14 protein-coding genes are annotated in these 16526 nt (G+C 71.7%); 4 read left to right on the top strand and 10 right to left on the bottom strand.

Features of this window, described 5'->3' with window-relative positions; genetic code table 11:
- The first annotated feature begins 184 nt into the window (after positions 1 to 184).
- A complete protein-coding gene (locus tag ACFQUV_RS17745; protein WP_129608396.1) occupies positions 185 to 1771 on the top strand; it encodes an AAA family ATPase in 1587 nt (528 codons plus the stop codon).
- 24 nt (positions 1772 to 1795) lie between these two features.
- Positions 1796 to 2950 (top strand): MFS transporter, encoded by a 1155-nt coding sequence (locus ACFQUV_RS17740; protein ID WP_129608397.1) that lies wholly within the window; start codon positions 1796 to 1798, stop codon positions 2948 to 2950.
- Between the two features lie 23 nt (positions 2951 to 2973).
- Here ACFQUV_RS17740 and map read toward each other — a convergent pair whose 3' ends face one another.
- Entirely contained in the window at positions 2974 to 3807 is an 834-nt protein-coding gene (gene map, locus ACFQUV_RS17735) for a type I methionyl aminopeptidase (RefSeq protein WP_111385880.1), read from the bottom strand.
- Between the two features lie 61 nt (positions 3808 to 3868).
- Positions 3869 to 4585, bottom strand: a complete 717-nt coding sequence (gene sfsA / locus ACFQUV_RS17730) for a DNA/RNA nuclease SfsA (protein ID WP_129608398.1) — start codon at positions 4583 to 4585, stop codon at positions 3869 to 3871.
- 781 nt (positions 4586 to 5366) lie between these two features.
- Between sfsA and ACFQUV_RS17725 the strand changes: the two genes are divergently transcribed.
- Positions 5367 to 6161 carry a transporter substrate-binding domain-containing protein gene (locus ACFQUV_RS17725; RefSeq protein WP_165363824.1) on the top strand — a complete coding sequence of 265 codons (795 nt, stop codon included), beginning with the start codon at positions 5367 to 5369 and terminating at the stop codon, positions 6159 to 6161.
- Positions 6162 to 6200: 39 nt separating this feature from the next.
- Here ACFQUV_RS17725 and ACFQUV_RS17720 read toward each other — a convergent pair whose 3' ends face one another.
- The 8 genes from ACFQUV_RS17720 to ACFQUV_RS17685 all read right to left on the bottom strand — a co-directional run bounded on the left by ACFQUV_RS17720 (position 6201) and on the right by ACFQUV_RS17685 (position 15653).
- Positions 6201 to 7217 (bottom strand): WD40 repeat domain-containing protein, encoded by a 1017-nt coding sequence (locus tag ACFQUV_RS17720; RefSeq protein WP_129608400.1) that lies wholly within the window; start codon positions 7215 to 7217, stop codon positions 6201 to 6203.
- 7 nt (positions 7218 to 7224) lie between these two features.
- The gene (locus ACFQUV_RS17715; protein ID WP_129608401.1) at positions 7225 to 8298 is read right to left on the bottom strand and encodes a GTP-binding protein; all 1074 of its coding nucleotides are present in this window, start codon (positions 8296 to 8298) and stop codon (positions 7225 to 7227) included.
- A gap of 100 nt (positions 8299 to 8398) precedes the next feature.
- The gene (locus ACFQUV_RS17710) at positions 8399 to 10390 is read right to left on the bottom strand and encodes a response regulator (protein ID WP_129608402.1); all 1992 of its coding nucleotides are present in this window, start codon (positions 10388 to 10390) and stop codon (positions 8399 to 8401) included.
- Between the two features lie 26 nt (positions 10391 to 10416).
- Positions 10417 to 10878 carry a response regulator gene (locus tag ACFQUV_RS17705; RefSeq protein ID WP_111387165.1) on the bottom strand — a complete coding sequence of 154 codons (462 nt, stop codon included), beginning with the start codon at positions 10876 to 10878 and terminating at the stop codon, positions 10417 to 10419.
- Positions 10879 to 10888: 10 nt separating this feature from the next.
- Positions 10889 to 13168: an ATP-binding protein gene (locus ACFQUV_RS17700; protein ID WP_129608403.1), complete on the bottom strand. Its 2280-nt coding sequence runs from the start codon at positions 13166 to 13168 to the stop codon at positions 10889 to 10891.
- Positions 13169 to 13438: 270 nt separating this feature from the next.
- A complete protein-coding gene (locus tag ACFQUV_RS17695; protein ID WP_244601509.1) occupies positions 13439 to 14047 on the bottom strand; it encodes a biliverdin-producing heme oxygenase in 609 nt (202 codons plus the stop codon).
- Between the two features lie 182 nt (positions 14048 to 14229).
- A complete protein-coding gene (locus tag ACFQUV_RS17690; RefSeq protein ID WP_129608405.1) occupies positions 14230 to 14715 on the bottom strand; it encodes a peroxiredoxin in 486 nt (161 codons plus the stop codon).
- Between the two features lie 125 nt (positions 14716 to 14840).
- Positions 14841 to 15653: a protein-disulfide reductase DsbD domain-containing protein gene (locus ACFQUV_RS17685; RefSeq protein WP_244601510.1), complete on the bottom strand. Its 813-nt coding sequence runs from the start codon at positions 15651 to 15653 to the stop codon at positions 14841 to 14843.
- 163 nt (positions 15654 to 15816) lie between these two features.
- Here ACFQUV_RS17685 and ACFQUV_RS17680 point away from each other — a divergent pair, with 163 nt between their 5' ends.
- Entirely contained in the window at positions 15817 to 16452 is a 636-nt protein-coding gene (locus ACFQUV_RS17680; protein WP_111388554.1) for a YqgE/AlgH family protein, read from the top strand.
- Positions 16453 to 16526 lie beyond the last annotated feature (74 nt).

Genomic DNA, 16526 nt, shown 5'->3' with positions numbered 1-16526 from the left:
TCCTCTCGGCTCCTCCGGTCGGCGACATCGCGCGCCGCCCGTATTATGATTCTCGCGCGCCGCGCACGCCCGTCCCTTGATCTGGATCGTGTCGGCAGCCTGGACTTGCGGATCAGCCACGGTGTCGCGCTGTTGCGGCGTCGCGGCAGGGCCGCCGGCGTCCCGAAAGGAGCCGCACGCATCGATGAGCAGCCGCCGCCCCGATCGGCCGGACACTGCGCAGGACTCCGTGCTGGCGTTCCTGATGGACCCGTCCACCCACGGCGGGACCGCCGTCGTTCGCATCGACACCCATGCGGCGGTGGTGGTTCTGGCTGGCGCTCGCGCCTACAAGATCAAGTGGGCGGTGCGCTTCCCGTTCCTCGACTTCTCGACGCTCGACCGCCGCCGGGCCGCCTGCGAGGCCGAGATCGTCGCCAACCGGCCGTTCGCGCCGGAGCTCTATCGCGGCGTCGTCGCCATCACCCGCGAGGCGGACGGCCAGCTCGCCTTCGGCGGCACCGGCGAGCCGGTCGAGTGGGTCGTGGTGATGGAGCGCTTCGACGAGACCCGCACTCTCGATCTTGTCGCCGACCGCGACGGCATCGGCCTCGATCTCGCCGACACGCTCGGGCGTGTGGTGGCGGCCGCCCATGCCCGCGCCCCGGTGGTCGACGCCGCGCCGTGGATCGCGGCGCTCGGCGACTATGTGGCCCAGAATGCCGCCGCCTTCGCGGAGCGGCCCGAGCTGTTCGACGCGGCCGCCGCCGAGCGGCTGACGCGGGCCGCCGCGGCGGCGCTCCACCGGCTGACGCCGCTGCTCGCGGCGCGCGGCGCGGCCGGGCTGGTGCGGCGTGGCCATGGCGACCTCCATCTCGGCAACATCGCGCTGATCGACGACCGGCCGGTGCCGTTCGACGCGCTCGAGTTCGACCCGCTGGTCGCCTCCGGCGACGTCCTCTACGACCTCGCCTTCCTGCTGATGGACCTGTGGGAGCGCGGCCTGTGCGCCGCCGCCCATGCGGTGCTCGACCGCTGGCTCGCCGAGACCGGGCGGGTGGAGGATCTCGACGCGCTCGCGGCGCTGCCGCTGTTCCTGTCGCTGCGCGCCGCCATCCGGGCCAAGGTGACGGCGGCGAAGCCGGTGCCCGCCGGCCGCGCGGCCGCCCGCGACGCGGCGGCGCGCACCTATTTCGCCCTCGCCTGTGCCCTGATCGCGCCGCCACCGCCGATGCTGGTCGCGGTCGGCGGGCTGTCGGGCACCGGCAAGTCGGTGCTGGCGCGGGCGCTGGCGCCCGACCTCCTGCCGGCGCCCGGGGCGGTGGTGCTGCGCTCCGACGTGCTGCGCAAGGTGCTCGCCGGCGTCGGCGAGACCACCCGGCTGCCGGCGGACGCCTACACGGCGGAGACGACCGCGCGCGTCTATGCCGAGCTCGTCGCCCGGGCCGGGCGGGCGCTCGCGGCCGGCCACGGCGTGGTGGCCGACGCGGTGTTCGCCACGCCCGCTGAGCGCGACGCGATCGCGGCCGCGGCGCGTGAGGCCGGCGTGCCGTTCCGCGGCCTGTTCCTCGTCGCCGATCTCGCCACCCGGCTGGCACGGGTCGACGGCCGCCGGGCCGATGCGTCGGATGCCGACGCGGCGGTCGCCCGTCGCCAGGACAGCTACGATCTCGGCCGCCTCGATTGGCCCGTGGTGGACGCTGGAGGAACGCCGGCCGAGACGCGGGCGCGCGCCGCCGTCCTGCTGCCGGCGACTCGCGACGCGGCCATGCCCGCCGTGCCATCATTGTAAGCCCCGATCCGGAACAGCCTTCGCATGACCATCGACCCCCGCCGCGTCGGCGTCGCCCTCGCGGGATACTGCGCCTTCCTCAATCTCTACGCCCCGCAGGCCCTGCTGCCGGCGCTCGCCCAGAACTTCGGCGTGACCGCCGCCGAGATCAGCGCCGTGATGACGGCCGGTACCTTCTCGATCGCCCTTACCGGACCGTTCACCAGCGCCATCGCGGATCTCCTCGGCCGCAAGCGGGTGATCGTCATCGCCATGCTGGCGGTGGCGCTGCCGACCCTGATGGTGGCGCTCGCCGCCGATGTGCGCGAGATCATCGCCTGGCGCTTCGTGCAGGGGCTGGCGCTGCCGCCGGTGTTCACCACCGCGCTCGCCTATGTGGGCGACGAGTGGCCGCCCGCCGAGGTGCCGGGCGTCGCCGGCATCTACATGATGGGCTCCAGCCTCGGCGGCTTCTCGGGGCGGCTCATTCCGGGCCTGCTCACCGACCTCGTCGGCTGGCGGCCCGCCATCGGCACGCTGGCGCTCATCACCGTCGCGTGCGCGGCGGCGTTCGCCGTGATGATGCCGCGTGAGCGGCACTTCGTTCGCTCCGAAGGTGTGATGGCCTCGCTGCGCCAGATGGTGCGCCACGTGGTCGATCCGCGCCTGGTGCCGATCTACGCCGTCGGCTTCGGCGTGCTGTTCAACTTCATGGCGGTGTTCACCTATGTGAACTTCCATCTGGCGGCGGCGCCGTACTTCTTCACGCCGGCGATGCTCGGCATGGTGTTCTTCACCTTCCTGGCCGGCTCGGTGACGGTGCCGCTGATCGGCCGCGCCGTCGCCGTCTTCGGCCGGCGGCGCTTCGTGCTGGGCGTGCTGGCCGTGTGGGTGGCGGGGGCCCTGCTGCTGCTCACCGGGCCGCTGTGGAGCATCCTGCTCGGCCTCACCCTGTGCGCCACCTGCGGGATGATGTGCCAGGGCGTGTCGACCGGCGCCGTCACGGCGACGGCCACGGTCGGCCGCTCGTCGGCGGTCGGCCTCTACATGACGGTGTTCTATGTGGGCGGCAGCGCCGGGGCGTCGCTGCCGGGTCTCGCCTGGGCGGCCGGCGGCTGGCCCGCGACGGTCGCCATGGTGGTGGCGGTGATCACCGGGATGGCGACCGTGGTGGCGCTGTTCTGGCGCGAGCCCGCCTGATCCGGCGTGATCCGGCCCGGTGCTCAGTGCCGGCCGGAGATCACCGGCGGCTTGTCGAGCCCCATGGGCGAGTAGGTGAACACCTCGACGCCGGTCTCGGTGACCCCGACGGTGTGCTCGAACTGCGCCGACAGCGAGCGGTCGCGGGTGACGGCGGTCCAGCCGTCGGACAAGACCTTCACGTGCGGCCGGCCGAGATTGATCATCGGCTCCACCGTGAACAGCATCCCGGCGCGCAGCGGCACGCCCTCGCCGCGGCGGCCGGCGTGCACGATGTTGGGCTCGTCGTGGAACAGCCGGCCGAGGCCGTGGCCGCAGAAATCGCGGACCACGCTCATGTTGTGGCCCTCGACGAAGCTCTCGATGGCGAAGCCGATGTCGCCCGCGGTGGCGCCGGGGCGGATCGCCGCGATGCCGCGGTTCATCGACTCGAAGGTGACCTCGATCAGCCGCTCGGCCTTGCGGGGGATCTCGCCGACCCCGTACATCCGGCTCGAATCACCGTGCCAGCCGTCGAGGATCAGGGTGACGTCGACATTGACGATGTCGCCCTCGCGCAGCGGCTTGTCGTTGGGAATGCCGTGGCACACCACATGGTTGATGGAGGTGCAGGTGGAGCGCGGGTAGCCGCGGTACATCAGCGTCGCCGGATAGGCGCCGTGGTCCATGGCGAACTCGAACACCAGCCGGTCGATGCGATCGGTCGGCACGCCGGGCTGGACCTCGGGCACCAGCATGTCGAGGCAGCGGGCGACGAGCTGGCCCGCCTTGCGCATGCCCTCGAACGCCTCCGGGCCGTAGATCTTGATCTGTCCGTTCTTGCGCAGCGGTGCGGCCGCCGCATCGATATAGGTCATCAGGTCTCGGGCCTCGTCGCGGATGGCCCAAATCTAGGCATTTGCGGCGCCGAATCAATCGTCACGGCGCGGCGACCGGAACCGGGCCCGCGACCGCGATCCCGTCCAGCGTGACCGCGCAGCGGGCGGCGATCGCCTCCACGCCCGCGTCCCGCGCCCGGTCGAACGCCAGCCCGTAGGCCGGGTCGATGTCGCGGGCGATGTCGAACCGGGCGGCCGAGCCGATCTGCACCAGGAACAGCATCACGGCCCGCTCGCCGGCCGCGACCCGCCCGGCCAGCTCGTCGAGATGGCGGGCGCCGCGGGTCGTGCGGGCGTCCGGGAACTCGGCGAGGCCAGGCCGCCGCATCAGGGTCACGCTCTTGATCTCGACCCAGCAGGGCGGCCGGCCGGGCCCCTCCAGCAGCAGGTCGCAGCGCGACGCCGCCCCGTAGCGCACCTCGCGCCGCAGCCCCGGGTAGCCGGCGAGCGCCGGGATCTGCCCCGCCAGGATGGCGGCCGCCCCGATCCCGTTGGGATGCGCCGTGTTGACCCCGACCAGCTCCGGCCCGGCGCCGAGGTCGACCTCGACCAGCTCCCACGACCACGGGAGCTTGCGGCCCGGCTTGTCGGAGCGCGACAGCCACACCCGGACGCCGGGCACCGCCAGGCCCAGCATGCTGCCCGGATTGGCCACATGAGCGGTCACGACGGTTCCGTCGGGCAATGCGACGTCGGCCAGAAACCGCTTGTAACGGCGCACCAGCGTGGCCGGGATCAGGGGGGCAGGGAAGCGCATGGTGATTCCGAACCGAAGGGACCGCACGGGTGGCACGCGGCCGCCGGCCTCGTCCCCGCCATGGACCCGAGCGATCGCCCCCGAAGGACAATCGCTCCGAAGGATGATCGCGGAGGGGCGGTCTCGTGGAAGGACGACCGGCCACCGCGCCGGGCGCCGGGGCGCGCCGGATGCGGCGTGGAGTCGCGAGGATACCCCGAAAGGGGTTTACACGGACTAGTCGTCCTCGTGACGGAACCGTGTCATAGTGGAACGTCACTGCGTCGCGGTCCACCCGACCGCACCCGGCGCGTCGGGTCGCGGATCGGTTCACGCGAGCTGCTCGGCACGAGCTGCTCGGTGAGGGACATGGACCGTCTGCGCGGGCACGGGGCAGCGGCGCGTCGCGCCGCCGGCAAGGGAGGGCCGACTGCGACCGGACGAGCCGATCGATCTCGATACGAGACCAAGTGCTTCACCCATCGATTTTCATTGCCCGACCTGCCGTCCACCGTGGACCGCAACGACTTGTAGCGTGACGACCTGTAACGTGACGACTTGCAGCGTGACGACTTGGACCATGATGATCTGCACCGTGATGACTTGAGCTGCGGCGTCTCGGCCGTTGGGACTCGGACCGTGGCGGCCCCGGCCGCGAGCGGCGAGGCTCCACCGGACGGCGCGTCCACGGTTCGCTGGTTGCGGCCCGGTGCTTTTCGGTTCGGTGGTCGGACGGGTCAGGGCACCATCCTGTAGAGCCGAGATGAATTGCAACGAAAGGGCCGACCTGACGGGCAGCCGAATGCTGCCGACGACCACCGCGGCCGATCTGCTCGCGCAGGCTACCGGCGCCGGCGAGCCGACCGCGGTCGACGAGCTGGCCCCGACCGGCCGCCTGCGCGTCGCCATGGTGGTCGGCCTCGCGCCCTCTGCCTTCGCGGCGGTGCGCGATCCGGAGAGTGGCGGCTTGCGCGGCGTGCCGGTTGTGCTGTTCCAGGCGCTGGCCGATTCGCTCGCCCTGCCGCTCGACATCGTGCCGTTTCTCGGGGTCGGCGAGATCGAGCTGACGGCGGGCTGCGGCATGTGGGACGTCACCTTGCTGCCGGCCGACGACGAGCGCCGCAGGGCGGTCACGTTCGGCGCCGCCTATCACATCCTCAACTGCGCCTACCTGGTCCCGGCCGGATCGCCCGTCAAGCGGGTGGGCGACGCCGATGCGCCGGGCGTGCGGATCGTCGGGCTGGCGGGCGGGGCCGCCCTGCGCGGCTCGCTGCGCGCCTCGCCGCGCGCCACCCACATCACGGTCGCCAGCCCCGACGACGCCGTCGCTCTCATGCATGGCGGCAGCGCCGACGTGATCGCGCTCGGCCGCGAATCGCTCCGCGCCGTCGCCTCGCTGATCGAGGGCTCGCGCATTCTCGACGGCACGTTCTTCACCACCACCACGGCGGTGGCGGTGCCCAGGGGGCGGCTGCGGGCGGTCGGGCTGGTCAGCGCCTTCGTCGAGGACGCGAAGGCGTCCGGGCTGGTGCGTCGGGCGCTCGACGAGCTCGGCCTGCCGGACGCGCCGGTGGCGCCTGCCGGCGCGTATCCGTAACGCGGCCGCGCCGGCCGCGCGTTGCGTCGGTCGCCGGGCCTACAGGGCCAGCAGCCCGGCGGCGCCGTCCTCGGTGCCGAAGCCGAGCCGGCTGCCGGCTGCCGTCCAGGCGAGGGCCGAGACCGGCGCGGCGCCGGGCCGGCGAACGACGATCTCGGCGCCATCCTCCAGCCGCGTCAGCAGCACCATGCCGTTGGCATAGCCGACGGCCGCCACCGGCTCGGCCGGATGGCAGGCCACCGCGGTCACCAGCGTGTCGGTCGGTGCCAGCAGGCGCGGCTGCTGGCCCATCGGCCCGTCCTTGCCGGCGAACGGCCAGATCACCAGCGTGTCGGCGCCCGCGGTGGCCAATGCGCGGCCATCGCCGGTCCACGACATCGCGCGCACCTTGTTGGCGTAGCCGGACATCCGCATGTGCTTGCCGTCGGCGAGCCGCCAGCCGTGCAGGGTGGGCTCCTGCATGGCGGTGACCAGGAAGCGGCCGTCGGGGCTGAAGGTGACGGCGAGGTGCGAGCCCTTCCACTCCAGCCGCTCGGGCGGCGCCGCGGCGTTGGGGAACCACAGGGAGGCGCCGTTGTAGTGGGCGATCGCGAGCCGCAGGCCCTTGGGCGCGAAGGCGAGGCCGCCGACCGTCGAGGCCACCTCGGTGGAGCGCAGCTCGCCCTTGGCGGGCTTCACGAACACCTGCTTGCCGGCCGACCAGGCGACGACGCCGTCGCGATGCACCGCGACCTGGTCGATCCAGCGCCGCTTCGGATCGGTGGCGATCTCGGTCGTGGTGCCGTCCGCCGCAGTGGAGACGATGCGGCCGTCGTCGCCGCCCGTGACGAGCCGCGTGCCGTCGGCGGCCGCTGACAGGATGCCGCCGCGATGCGCCGTGACGTGCCGCTCGGTGCCGGCCGGATCGACCAGCAGCACGGTCTCCTCGCCGAGCGCGAAGGCGGCGGTCTCGCGTCCCTTGGGTCCGAGAAACGCGATCGCCACCACTGGACCGCCGGCCGCGATCGTGTGGGTGCGATCGGCCAGCGAGGCGGATGGAGATGTGGTGTCGGTCATCGCCGGCTCACGCCTTGCTCGCCTCGAAGCCCGTCCTGATCAGATCCACCGGCAGCTCGCGGCCGATGAACACCAGGCGGCTGCGGCGCTCCTCGTCGTCGCGCCAGGGGCGCTGGTGGTCGCCGTCGAGGATCATGTGGACGCCCTGGAACACGAAGCGGTCGGGATCGTCCTTGAACGCCAGGATGCCCTTGCAGCGCAGGATCTTCGGGCCTTCCTCGGCGACCAGCTTCTGAATCCAGGGAAAGAACTTCTCCGGGTCGAGCGGCTGCGTCGTGTCGAGGGCGAGCGACTGGATGTGCTCGTCGTGATAGTGCTTCAGGCCGCTCTGGCCGGCGTCGTGATCATGACCGTGGTGATCGTGATCGTGGCCATGCCCGTGATCATGATGATGGTCGTGGGCATTATCATGATCGTGATGATGGCCGTGGCCGTCGGCCTCCAGGAAGGCCGGCTCGATCTCCAGGATGCGGTCGAGATCGAAGGCGTTGCGCCCCAAGACCTCGCCGATCGGGATGCCGCAACGCTCGGTGCGGTGGAGCCTGGCGTAGGGATTGATGGCGCGCACATGGGCCTCGACGTCGGCGAGCGCGTCGGCGTCGACGAGGTCGGTCTTGTTGAGCAGGATGACGTCCGCGAAGGCGATCTGGTTCTTCGCCTCGGGGGCGTCCTTCAGGCGGTCGCGCAGCCATTTGGCGTCGGCGACGGTGACCACGGCGTCGAGCTTGGCGGCGCGGCCGACATCGGCGTCGACGAAGAAGGTCTGCGCCACCGGGGCCGGGTCGGCGAGGCCGGTGGTCTCCACCACGATGGCGTCGAACTTGCCGCGCCGCCGCATCAGGCCCTCGATGATGCGGATGAGGTCGCCCCGCACCGTGCAGCACAGGCAGCCATTGTTCATCTCGAACACCTCTTCGTCGGCCGAGACGACGAGGTCGTTGTCGATGCCGATCTCGCCGAACTCGTTGACGATGACGGCGAAGCGGTAGCCGTGCGGCTCCGACAGGATGCGGTTGAGAAGAGTGGTCTTGCCCGCACCGAGGTAGCCGGTGAGGACCGTCACGGGGATCTTTTCGGTCATGGATGGCTCCGTTCGGCCCCTATATAGGCGCGCGGGGGTCGGCGAGGGAACCCCGGCGAGGGCTCGGCCCGGTGCCGCCGCCCGCCGGCGGCGCGACGGGTTACGCCGGGTGCCGCTCCGCCCGGCCGGCGATGAGCCGCGCGATGGTGGCGGCGAGCTCGGCCTGCTGGAACGGCTTCGGCAGCAGCGGCAGGTCCGCCATGGCGTTGCCGGTCAGGCTGGCATAGCCGGTGGCGAGCAGGATCGGCAGATCGGGATGGCGGGCCCGGATCTCGCGGGCGAGCTCGGCCCCGTTCATCGCCGGCATCAGGAAGTCGGTGATGACGAGATCCGGGCAGGCTCCGTCGGACAATCTCTCCAGGCATGCGAGCGCCTGGGCCCCGGAAGCGGCCTCGATCACCTGGTGGCCGAGATCGGTCAGCATGCCGGCGGTGGTGAGCCGCACCAGCGCCTCGTCGTCGACCAGCAGGATGGTCACCGGCCGGCTGCGCACCGGCTCGTCCCGGGCCGAGGGGGTCGGCGTCTCGGCCTGCTCGCTCGCCACCGGCAGCCAGATCTCGGCCCGGGTGCCGGCGCCCGGCGTGCTCGCCAGCGTCAGCGTGCCGCCCGACTGGGCCGCCAGCCCGTGCACCATCGACAGACCGAGCCCGGTGCCCTTCCCGATCTCCTTGGTCGAGTAGAACGGCTCGATGGCGCGGGCCAGCACCGCGGCGCTCATGCCGGTCCCGGTGTCGGAGACCGCGACGCGCAGGAAGTCGCCGTGGCGCAAGCCCGACGGGTGGTCGCGGCCGACCCTCTCGCAATCGACCGCGATGGTGAGCGTGCCGCCGTCCGGCATGGCGTCGCGGGCGTTCACGGCGAGATTGAGAAGCGCCAGCTCGAGCTGGGTCGGATCGACCCGCGCGGCCGGCAGGCCCGCCGGCACGGCGACCTCGAGCCGGATCTGCGGCCCGATCGAGCGGCCGACGAAGTCGCGCATGCCTTCGACCAGACGCCCGACATCGACCGGCCGCGGCTCCAGCACCTGGCGGCGCGCGAAGGCGAGCAGCCGCTGCACCAGCGTCTTGGCCCGCTCGGCGCCCTGAAGGGCGCCGGCGATCAGACGCTGGGCGCGGTCGTTGTCGCCGAGCCGGCGGCGCAGAAGATCGAGATTGCCGATGATCGGGGTCAGCAGATTGTTGAAGTCGTGCGCGAAGCCGCCGGTGAGGTGGCCGATGGTCTCCAGCTTCTGCGCCTCGTGCAGCTTGGCGAGCATCGCCTCGCGCTCGGTGATGGCATCGACGACGCGCTGCTCCAGCGTCTCGTTGAGGCGGCGCAGCGCCGCCTCCGCCTCGCGCTGCGCCGTCACGTCGGTGTTGGTGCCGAACCAGCGGACGATATGGCCGTCGGCGTCGCGGATCGGCCGCGCCCGCGACAGGAACCAGCGATAGTCGCCATCGACGCCGCGCAGCGGGAAGGTGTCCTCCCACGGCTCCCCGGTCTCGACGCAGCGGCGGAACTCACGCAGCACGCGGTCGAGATGATCGGGATGATGGACGCACTGCCAGCCCCAGCCTCGCACGGTCTCGAAGGTCGTGCCGGTGTAGTCGAACCAGCGCCTGTTGTACCAGTAGATCGAGCCGGAGGCGTCGGCCATCCAGGCGAACTGATGGATGTTGTCGGCGAGCGTGCGAAACTGCTCCTCGCTGGCGCGCAACGCCGCCTCGGCCCGCACCCGCTCGATCCGCTCCGACGCCTCGGCCAGCGCCCGGCGCACCACCGCGGGCAGCCGCTCCAGCCGCTGCTTGACCACATAGTCGGTGGCGCCGTGGCGCATCGCCTCGACGGCGAGCTCCTCGCCGAAGGCGCCCGACACGAAGATGAAGGGCAGCGCCGGCGCCCGTGCCCGCGCGATCGCCAGCGCCGCGACGCCATCGAAGTCCGGAAGCTGATGGTCGGCGAGCACGATGTCGTAGCCACCGGAGGCGAGCGCCTCGGTGTAGTCGACCCGCGTCCACACCCGATCGATCCGGCAATCGAGCCCGCCGAGACGCAGGAACTCGTGCACCAGCCCGGCATCCAGCGTGTCGTCCTCCAGATGCAGAACCCGCACGACCCGTTCCGTCTCGCGCCCGCCGATCACGATCCCCCCGTCGGGCTGCCGCCGAGCGGGGGCGGCTCGTTGAGCACCGCCCAGAACATGCCAAGATCACGGATCGCCTGGAAGAACTGCTCGAATCCCACCGGCTTCACCACGAAGGCGTTGACCCCCAGGCTGTAGCTCCGGAGCAGGTCGCGCTCCTCGCGCGACGAGGTCAGCATGACGACCGGCGTGTGGCGCAGCGCCGGGTCGCGCTTGATCTGCTCCAGCACCTCGAGCCCGTCGATCTTGGGCAGCTTGAGATCCAGGAGCACCACCACCGGATCGGCGGTGTTGCGGCTCACATAGGCACCGCGCGCGAACATGTAGTCGAGCGCCTCGGCACCGTCGCGGGCGATCACCACGCCATTGGCGAGCTGGCACTGCTCGAGCGCCGCCAAGGTCAGCTCGATGTCCTTGGGGCTGTCTTCGACCAGCAGGATGGGTTTCAGGTCGGCCATGCAATCAGCCTCATCGTTTCGGTAACGCGAAGAAGAGGGTGGCACCGCCGTCGACACGTCCCTCCGCCCACACCCGGCCGCCGTGCCGCTCGGCGATCCGCTTCACGTTGGCGAGGCCAATTCCCGTTCCCTCGAACTCCTCGGCCCGGTGCAGCCGCTGGAACACACCGAACAGCTTGCCCACATAGGCCATGTCGAAGCCGGCGCCGTTGTCACGCACCCGGTAGATGGTCTCGTCGGGCGTCTCGGTGGCGGCGATCTCGATCACGGCCGGGTCACGATCGCGCGAGAATTTCACCGCGTTCTCGATCAGGTTCTGCATCGCCAGGCGGATCATCATCGGGTCGGCCCGCGCCTCGGGCAGCGGTGCGACGTGCCATTCGACCCGCCGGCCGTGGGTGTCCGCCTCGGTGCGCCGGCGCAGATCGGCGACCAGCGCGTTCATGTCGATGGTCACGGGAGTGAGCGCGGCGCGCCCCATCTGCGAGAAGCCGAGCAGATCGTCGACCAGCTCGCCGGCCGAGATCGCCGACTCGACGATGGTGTCGATGTAGCGATTGCCGCGCTCGCTCAGCTTGTCGCCCTCGAACTTCTTGAGAAGCTGCGCGTAGCCGACGATGTGGCGGAACGGCGCCCGCAGGTCGTGACTGACCGAGTAGGAGAACGCCTCCAGCTCCTTGTTGATGGCGGTGAGCCGGTCGGAGAGCGCCGCGGTCTCCTCCGCCTTGCGCAGCACGATATCGATGATGGCGGTGCGCAGCTCGACCACCGCGTCGATCTCGGCCGGCTGCCACGGCGGCGCACGCAGCCGCACCGTCTCCTGCCAGGCCGCGAACGACCGGCGCGGATGCAGCCGCTGCCCGTCGGCGGACGGCTCGGCGTGGCGGCGCGGGTCACCGCCCCAGGTCACCGTGCGCAGCACCTCGGGCCGGAACCACAGCACGAAGCTGTCGTGGATCTGCGAGATCGAGATGGCGAGCACGCCGCTCGCCGTGTCCTTCAGGGCCTCGCCACCCGGCATGGTGTCGGCGAGGCTGTCGGTCGCCGTTACGTCCAGGCGCTCGCGGTCGGCCAGCCACGCGACGATCCGCAGCACGTCGCGCTCCGACGGCGTCGCGCCGAGACGAAGGACGGTACCGCCCGCCACCACGGCGGCCCCGGAGGCACCGGCGAGCGCCAGCAGGTCCTCCTCGGACTCCACCAGGCCATCGACGTGATGCTCGGCCGCCGCCATCCGGGTCAGCAGGCGGTTGTGCACCGCCCGCAACTTGTTGCGCCGGTCGGCCGTGGCCGACGCCTCGGTGGCGGCGAGTTGGAGCGACAGCACCTGCCCGATGAAGTCGCAGGCGGTGCGGACGTGATACGGCACCGAGACGGGCTCGCGGTTGTGGCAGGCGATCAGCCCCCACAGCCGGTCACCGCGCATCAGCGAGATCGACATCGAGGCGCCGGTGCCCATGTTGCGCATGTATTCCAGGTGCACGGGAGAGACGCTGCGCAGCACCGAGAAAGCCAGGTCGATGGGGCGGCCGGTGAGTGGGTTTTCGGCCGGCACGATCGGGGTCGGCGCATAGCTGGCGGCGGCGATCAGCCGCAGGCGGTTGAGGCGGTAGAGCTCGCGCGCCTGCGCCGGGATGTCGGCGGCCGGGAAGCGCAGGCCGAGATAGGACGGCAGCCGCTCGTTGCGGTCCTCCGCCATCACCTCGCCGTTCCAGTCGGCATCGAAGCGGTAGATCAGCACGCGGTCGAGGCCGGTGATGCGGCGCACCGCGCGGGCTGCGAGCGCCGACAGGGCCGCGATGTCGCCGACCCGGTGGATCTCGTCGATCAGCTCGCGGACGTGCGGATACACCTCGTCGAAAGAGCCCGGCTCGCCGACGAGCGCACGCTCGAGCTCGATCACCAGGGCGCCGTCGCTCCGGTGGCCCAGCAGGTGGTGCACGGCGTCGCCGGTGCGCGTCATTCCCAGATGGGTGACGCCGGTCTCCGGCAGGCGGGCCGGCAGGTCGCGGATCAGCGGCGCCGCACTGGTCGGCAGCACGTCGACGAGACGCTGGCCGAGCGGATCACCGGCGACCGCCGCGACGCCGCCCGGCCCGACGGCCGCCTGCACCACCCGCAGGGTCTCGGGATCGACCACCAGCAGGGCGCCGTGCGGCTGGATGCTGCCGGGCACATGGATCGGCTCGGCCGCACAGTCGACCGCGCTGGCGCCCGGAGGCAGCCCGGTGGCCGAGTCCGGCGTCACCGCGCCGGCCGCGCCTGCGGCATGCTCGGGCGGCGCGCTCATGGACACCTCGTGAGCACCGCGGTCGTCCACGCGCGACAGGTCGCAGACCCGACGGAGCCAGGACAGGGGCGGCGGGAGCAGTCGACCGGCCAGCCGAGTGGACGGAGCACCAAGACGAGCACGAGACCCTCGGGGGTATTCAAGAACCGCAATGATGCGCCACGAGGTCGACCGCGGCGGCGGAGAGAACGTCACTGATATGTCGTAACTATTCGCGGCCGCAGCGGTTCCGCCCGAGGTGTGGGGATAAGACGACGCAGAGACGCAGCCTCAGGGCGCCGGTGTGGCGAGACCGGCCCGCTCGAACAGCCGGTTCACCCGGGCGAAGGCCGCCTCGGCGCCGGCGACCACGCGGGCCTCCTCGGCCTCACTCAGCGGAGCGGCGTCGAGCGCCTCGGTGAAGTGGCGCCAGTGCAGGCCGCGCCCCTGCGGATGGCCGCGCATGTGGCGGGCGCCGAAATTCTCGTCGATGCCCAGCTTGGCGGTCTCCTGGAGCAGGAAGGGCGAGCCGAGATCGGCGCCTTCGACCACGTAGAGCCACCCCATGCCGGTCGGCGGATCGATCGGCGGCAAAAGGGCCGGCTGGGGCGGATCGAGGGAGAGGCCGAGATCGCCCGCATCCTGCTCGGCCAGCGGCAGGCGGCGGCGCTCGGCGAGATCGGGGAAGACGGCGCGAAGCGCCGCATCGGCATAGAGCGCGTCGACATCGCGGAAGATGGCGTGCTGCATGGCCAGGAAGCGGCCGTAGCGGTCGCGGTCGCGGAACGGATCGGCCGCCATGATGCGGGCGTCGAGCGCCCGGTGGACCGCGTCGGTGGCGGCCTGGAGCCGGCGCCAGCGCGAGGCGGACAGGGCGGATGGCGACGCGACACTCGTCAAGACGATGCACTCCAGACCATTGCATTCCAGGGCGGGCGGAGCCCGCCTCACCATGCATTTCCCGGGTGGAGCCCGCCTCACCATGCATTCCGGGGCGGGCGGGACCCGCTCCCACCCTGCCACGGCCGAGGCGGGCCCGACAACGGCGCGACCGTGAGCCGGGTCCCGCTCCGCCGAAACCCCTACAGCGCGGCCAGCATCGCGTCGGCGCTGGTGAGATCGGCCTTGCCGGGCTCCTGCTCGACCGCCAGCGTCTTCACCACGCCGTCCTCGACCAGCATGGCGTAGCGCTTGGAGCGCAGGCCGAGGCCGCCGGCGGTGACGTCGAGCGTCATGTCCACTGCCTTGGCGAAGTCGCCGTTGCCGTCGGCCAGGAACTCGATCTTGCCGTCGGCGCCGGTCGCCTGCTTCCAGGCCGTCATCACGAACACGTCGTTGACGGCGGTCACCGCGATGGTGTCGACGCCCTTGGCCTTGATGGCGTCGGCATGCTTGAGGAAGCCCGGCAGGTGGTTGGCATGGCAGGTGGGCGTGAAGGCGCCCGGCACCGCGAACAGCACCACGGTCTTGCCCTTGAAGATCTCGTCGGTGGTGGCCCAGGCCGGCCCGCTCTCGGTCAGGATGCGGAACTTGGCCTCGGGGATGCGGTCGCCGACCTGGATGGGCATGGGTGTCTCGCTCTCGCTGCGCTGCTCGATGAATGGGGGTGCCGGCACGGCCGGCCGGGAGACTGTAGAGGGTTTCGGCGCTTCGGGCACGCCCCGGGCGCGCCGGCGACGCACGGGCGGGGCGGTCAGTCGATCCGGGCCGTCGTCTCGATGGCGCGGTCGCCCGCCACCAGCGTGAGCCTGAGTGTCGCACCGCGCGATTCGGCGCGCGGCGGCACGCCATCGAGGACGAACATGAACCGCCGGGTGCCGTCCGGCCCCTCGCCGGCCGGCTCCGGGACCGGCAGCGCCCAGTCGTCGGTCGGCCCCTCGGCGAACAGGTCGGGCACGACCCCCGGCGGGGCCGCGACCGTGACGACGAGGCGCGGCTTCGGTCCGGCCTCCGCGACCGTGACGGTGCGGATGGCGAGCGGGCCGCCGTCACCCAGCGCCGTCCGCTCCGGCACCCGGGCGCGGGCCGCCGCCACCGCGGCTGCCTCGCTGTCGCCGGCCGGCAGATCGAGGCGCGCCCGCGCGGTGACCGGCACGCACAGCCGCTCGCAGATGGCGTAGTCGAGCGCCAGCGAGAGTGTCGCAGGCTTTTCGGGATCGATGCGCTCCACCTCCACCGGGAACATCACCCGGCCGGCGTAGCCGATGGCGGTGCCGCCGCCGTCCGCAAAGCGCATCGGCGCCGGCCAGCGCAGGCGCGCCGCCTTCACGTTGACCGAGCCGGCGAAGTCGAAGCGCGGCGGCACGCCGGAATCCCCGGGGTACCGCCAATACGTCTTCCACGCGGGACCAAGACGGATCTCCACCCCGGCGATCAGGAACGCGGCGCTGGGCGGCGGCGTTCCGCCGACGAGACGAACGGCGGCGCGGGCGTCGCCGTCCCAGGGCGAGGCGGACGGCGGCCCGTCCGCCGCCGGCGCGATCACCGCCAGCGCGGGCAAGATCACGAATGCGCAAGCGAGGCGTCGCAATGTCGGTCCATTCATCCGTCAGTCTCTCGTCTCGTCGTATCGTGGCGGCCGTCGAGCCGGCGGTGAGCAAGGCCGGCTACCGCGGACCGCAGGCGCGATGCGTTGCCGAACCCGCGCCGCTCGGAGTAGTCTTACAGCGATGAAAGCCGCAAGAAAGACCGCCAAGACCCGCGACAGCGAGGACCACGAGACCAGGCGGGGCTACCTCGACGGGCAGATGCTGATCGCGATGCCGAGCATGCGCGACGAGCGTTTCGCCCGCAGCCTGATCTATGTCTGCGCGCACTCGTCGGAAGGGGCCATGGGCATCATCGTCAACCAGCCCGCCCCCAACATCAATTTCGCGGACCTGCTGGTGCAGCTCGAGGTGATCCCGGCCTCCGACCTGATCATCCTGCCGCCACGGGCCGGCTCCGTGAAAGTGCTGCGCGGCGGCCCGGTGGAGACCGGCCGCGGTTTCGTGCTGCACTCGGCCGATTTCTTCATCGAGAACTCGACCCTGCCGATCGACGACGGAATCTGCCTGACCGCCACCCTCGATATCCTCAAGGCGATCGCCCGCGGCGACGGCCCGCTCTCGGCCGTGCTGGCGCTCGGCTATGCGGGCTGGGCACCCGGCCAGCTCGAAACCGAGATCCAGGCCAATGGCTGGCTGCACTGCACCGCCGATTCCGACCTGATCTTCGGGGCCGACAACGACCGCAAGTACGATCGCGCCCTGGAGAAGATCGGCATTCATCTCGGCATGCTGTCGAGCGAGGCGGGACACGCCTGAGGGCCTCGTCAGGCGGCGCGTCGTTCGCCCAGCCGCGCGGCGCGATCGCGCCGCGTCGGCCCTCCGTCTCGACA

The sequence above is a fragment of the Rhodoplanes sp. P11 genome, from assembly GCF_964266735.1.
Lineage (GTDB): Bacteria > Pseudomonadota > Alphaproteobacteria > Rhizobiales > Xanthobacteraceae > Rhodoplanes > Rhodoplanes serenus.
The sequence above is the reverse complement of the archived record's forward strand: the minus strand, read 5'-3'. Positions and strand labels throughout refer to the sequence as shown.

What these genes read in the sequence shown, in the direction of transcription:
- ACFQUV_RS17715 (WP_129608401.1), bottom strand. Translation starts at nt 8,298, where the DNA reads ATGACCGAAAAGATCCCCGTGACGGTCCTCACCGGCTACCTCGGTGCG.
- ACFQUV_RS17720 (WP_129608400.1), bottom strand. Translation starts at nt 7,217, where the DNA reads ATGACCGACACCACATCTCCATCCGCCTCGCTGGCCGATCGCACCCAC.
- ACFQUV_RS17740 (WP_129608397.1), top strand. Translation starts at nt 1,796, where the DNA reads ATGACCATCGACCCCCGCCGCGTCGGCGTCGCCCTCGCGGGATACTGC.
- ACFQUV_RS17680 (WP_111388554.1), top strand. Translation starts at nt 15,817, where the DNA reads ATGAAAGCCGCAAGAAAGACCGCCAAGACCCGCGACAGCGAGGACCAC.
- ACFQUV_RS17725 (WP_165363824.1), top strand. Translation starts at nt 5,367, where the DNA reads ATGCTGCCGACGACCACCGCGGCCGATCTGCTCGCGCAGGCTACCGGC.
- ACFQUV_RS17745 (WP_129608396.1), top strand. Translation starts at nt 185, where the DNA reads ATGAGCAGCCGCCGCCCCGATCGGCCGGACACTGCGCAGGACTCCGTG.
- ACFQUV_RS17690 (WP_129608405.1), bottom strand. Translation starts at nt 14,715, where the DNA reads ATGCCCATCCAGGTCGGCGACCGCATCCCCGAGGCCAAGTTCCGCATC.
- ACFQUV_RS17700 (WP_129608403.1), bottom strand. Translation starts at nt 13,168, where the DNA reads ATGAGCGCGCCGCCCGAGCATGCCGCAGGCGCGGCCGGCGCGGTGACG.
- ACFQUV_RS17705 (WP_111387165.1), bottom strand. Translation starts at nt 10,878, where the DNA reads ATGGCCGACCTGAAACCCATCCTGCTGGTCGAAGACAGCCCCAAGGAC.
- map (WP_111385880.1), bottom strand. Translation starts at nt 3,807, where the DNA reads ATGACCTATATCGATGCGGCGGCCGCACCGCTGCGCAAGAACGGACAG.
- sfsA (WP_129608398.1), bottom strand. Translation starts at nt 4,585, where the DNA reads ATGCGCTTCCCTGCCCCCCTGATCCCGGCCACGCTGGTGCGCCGTTAC.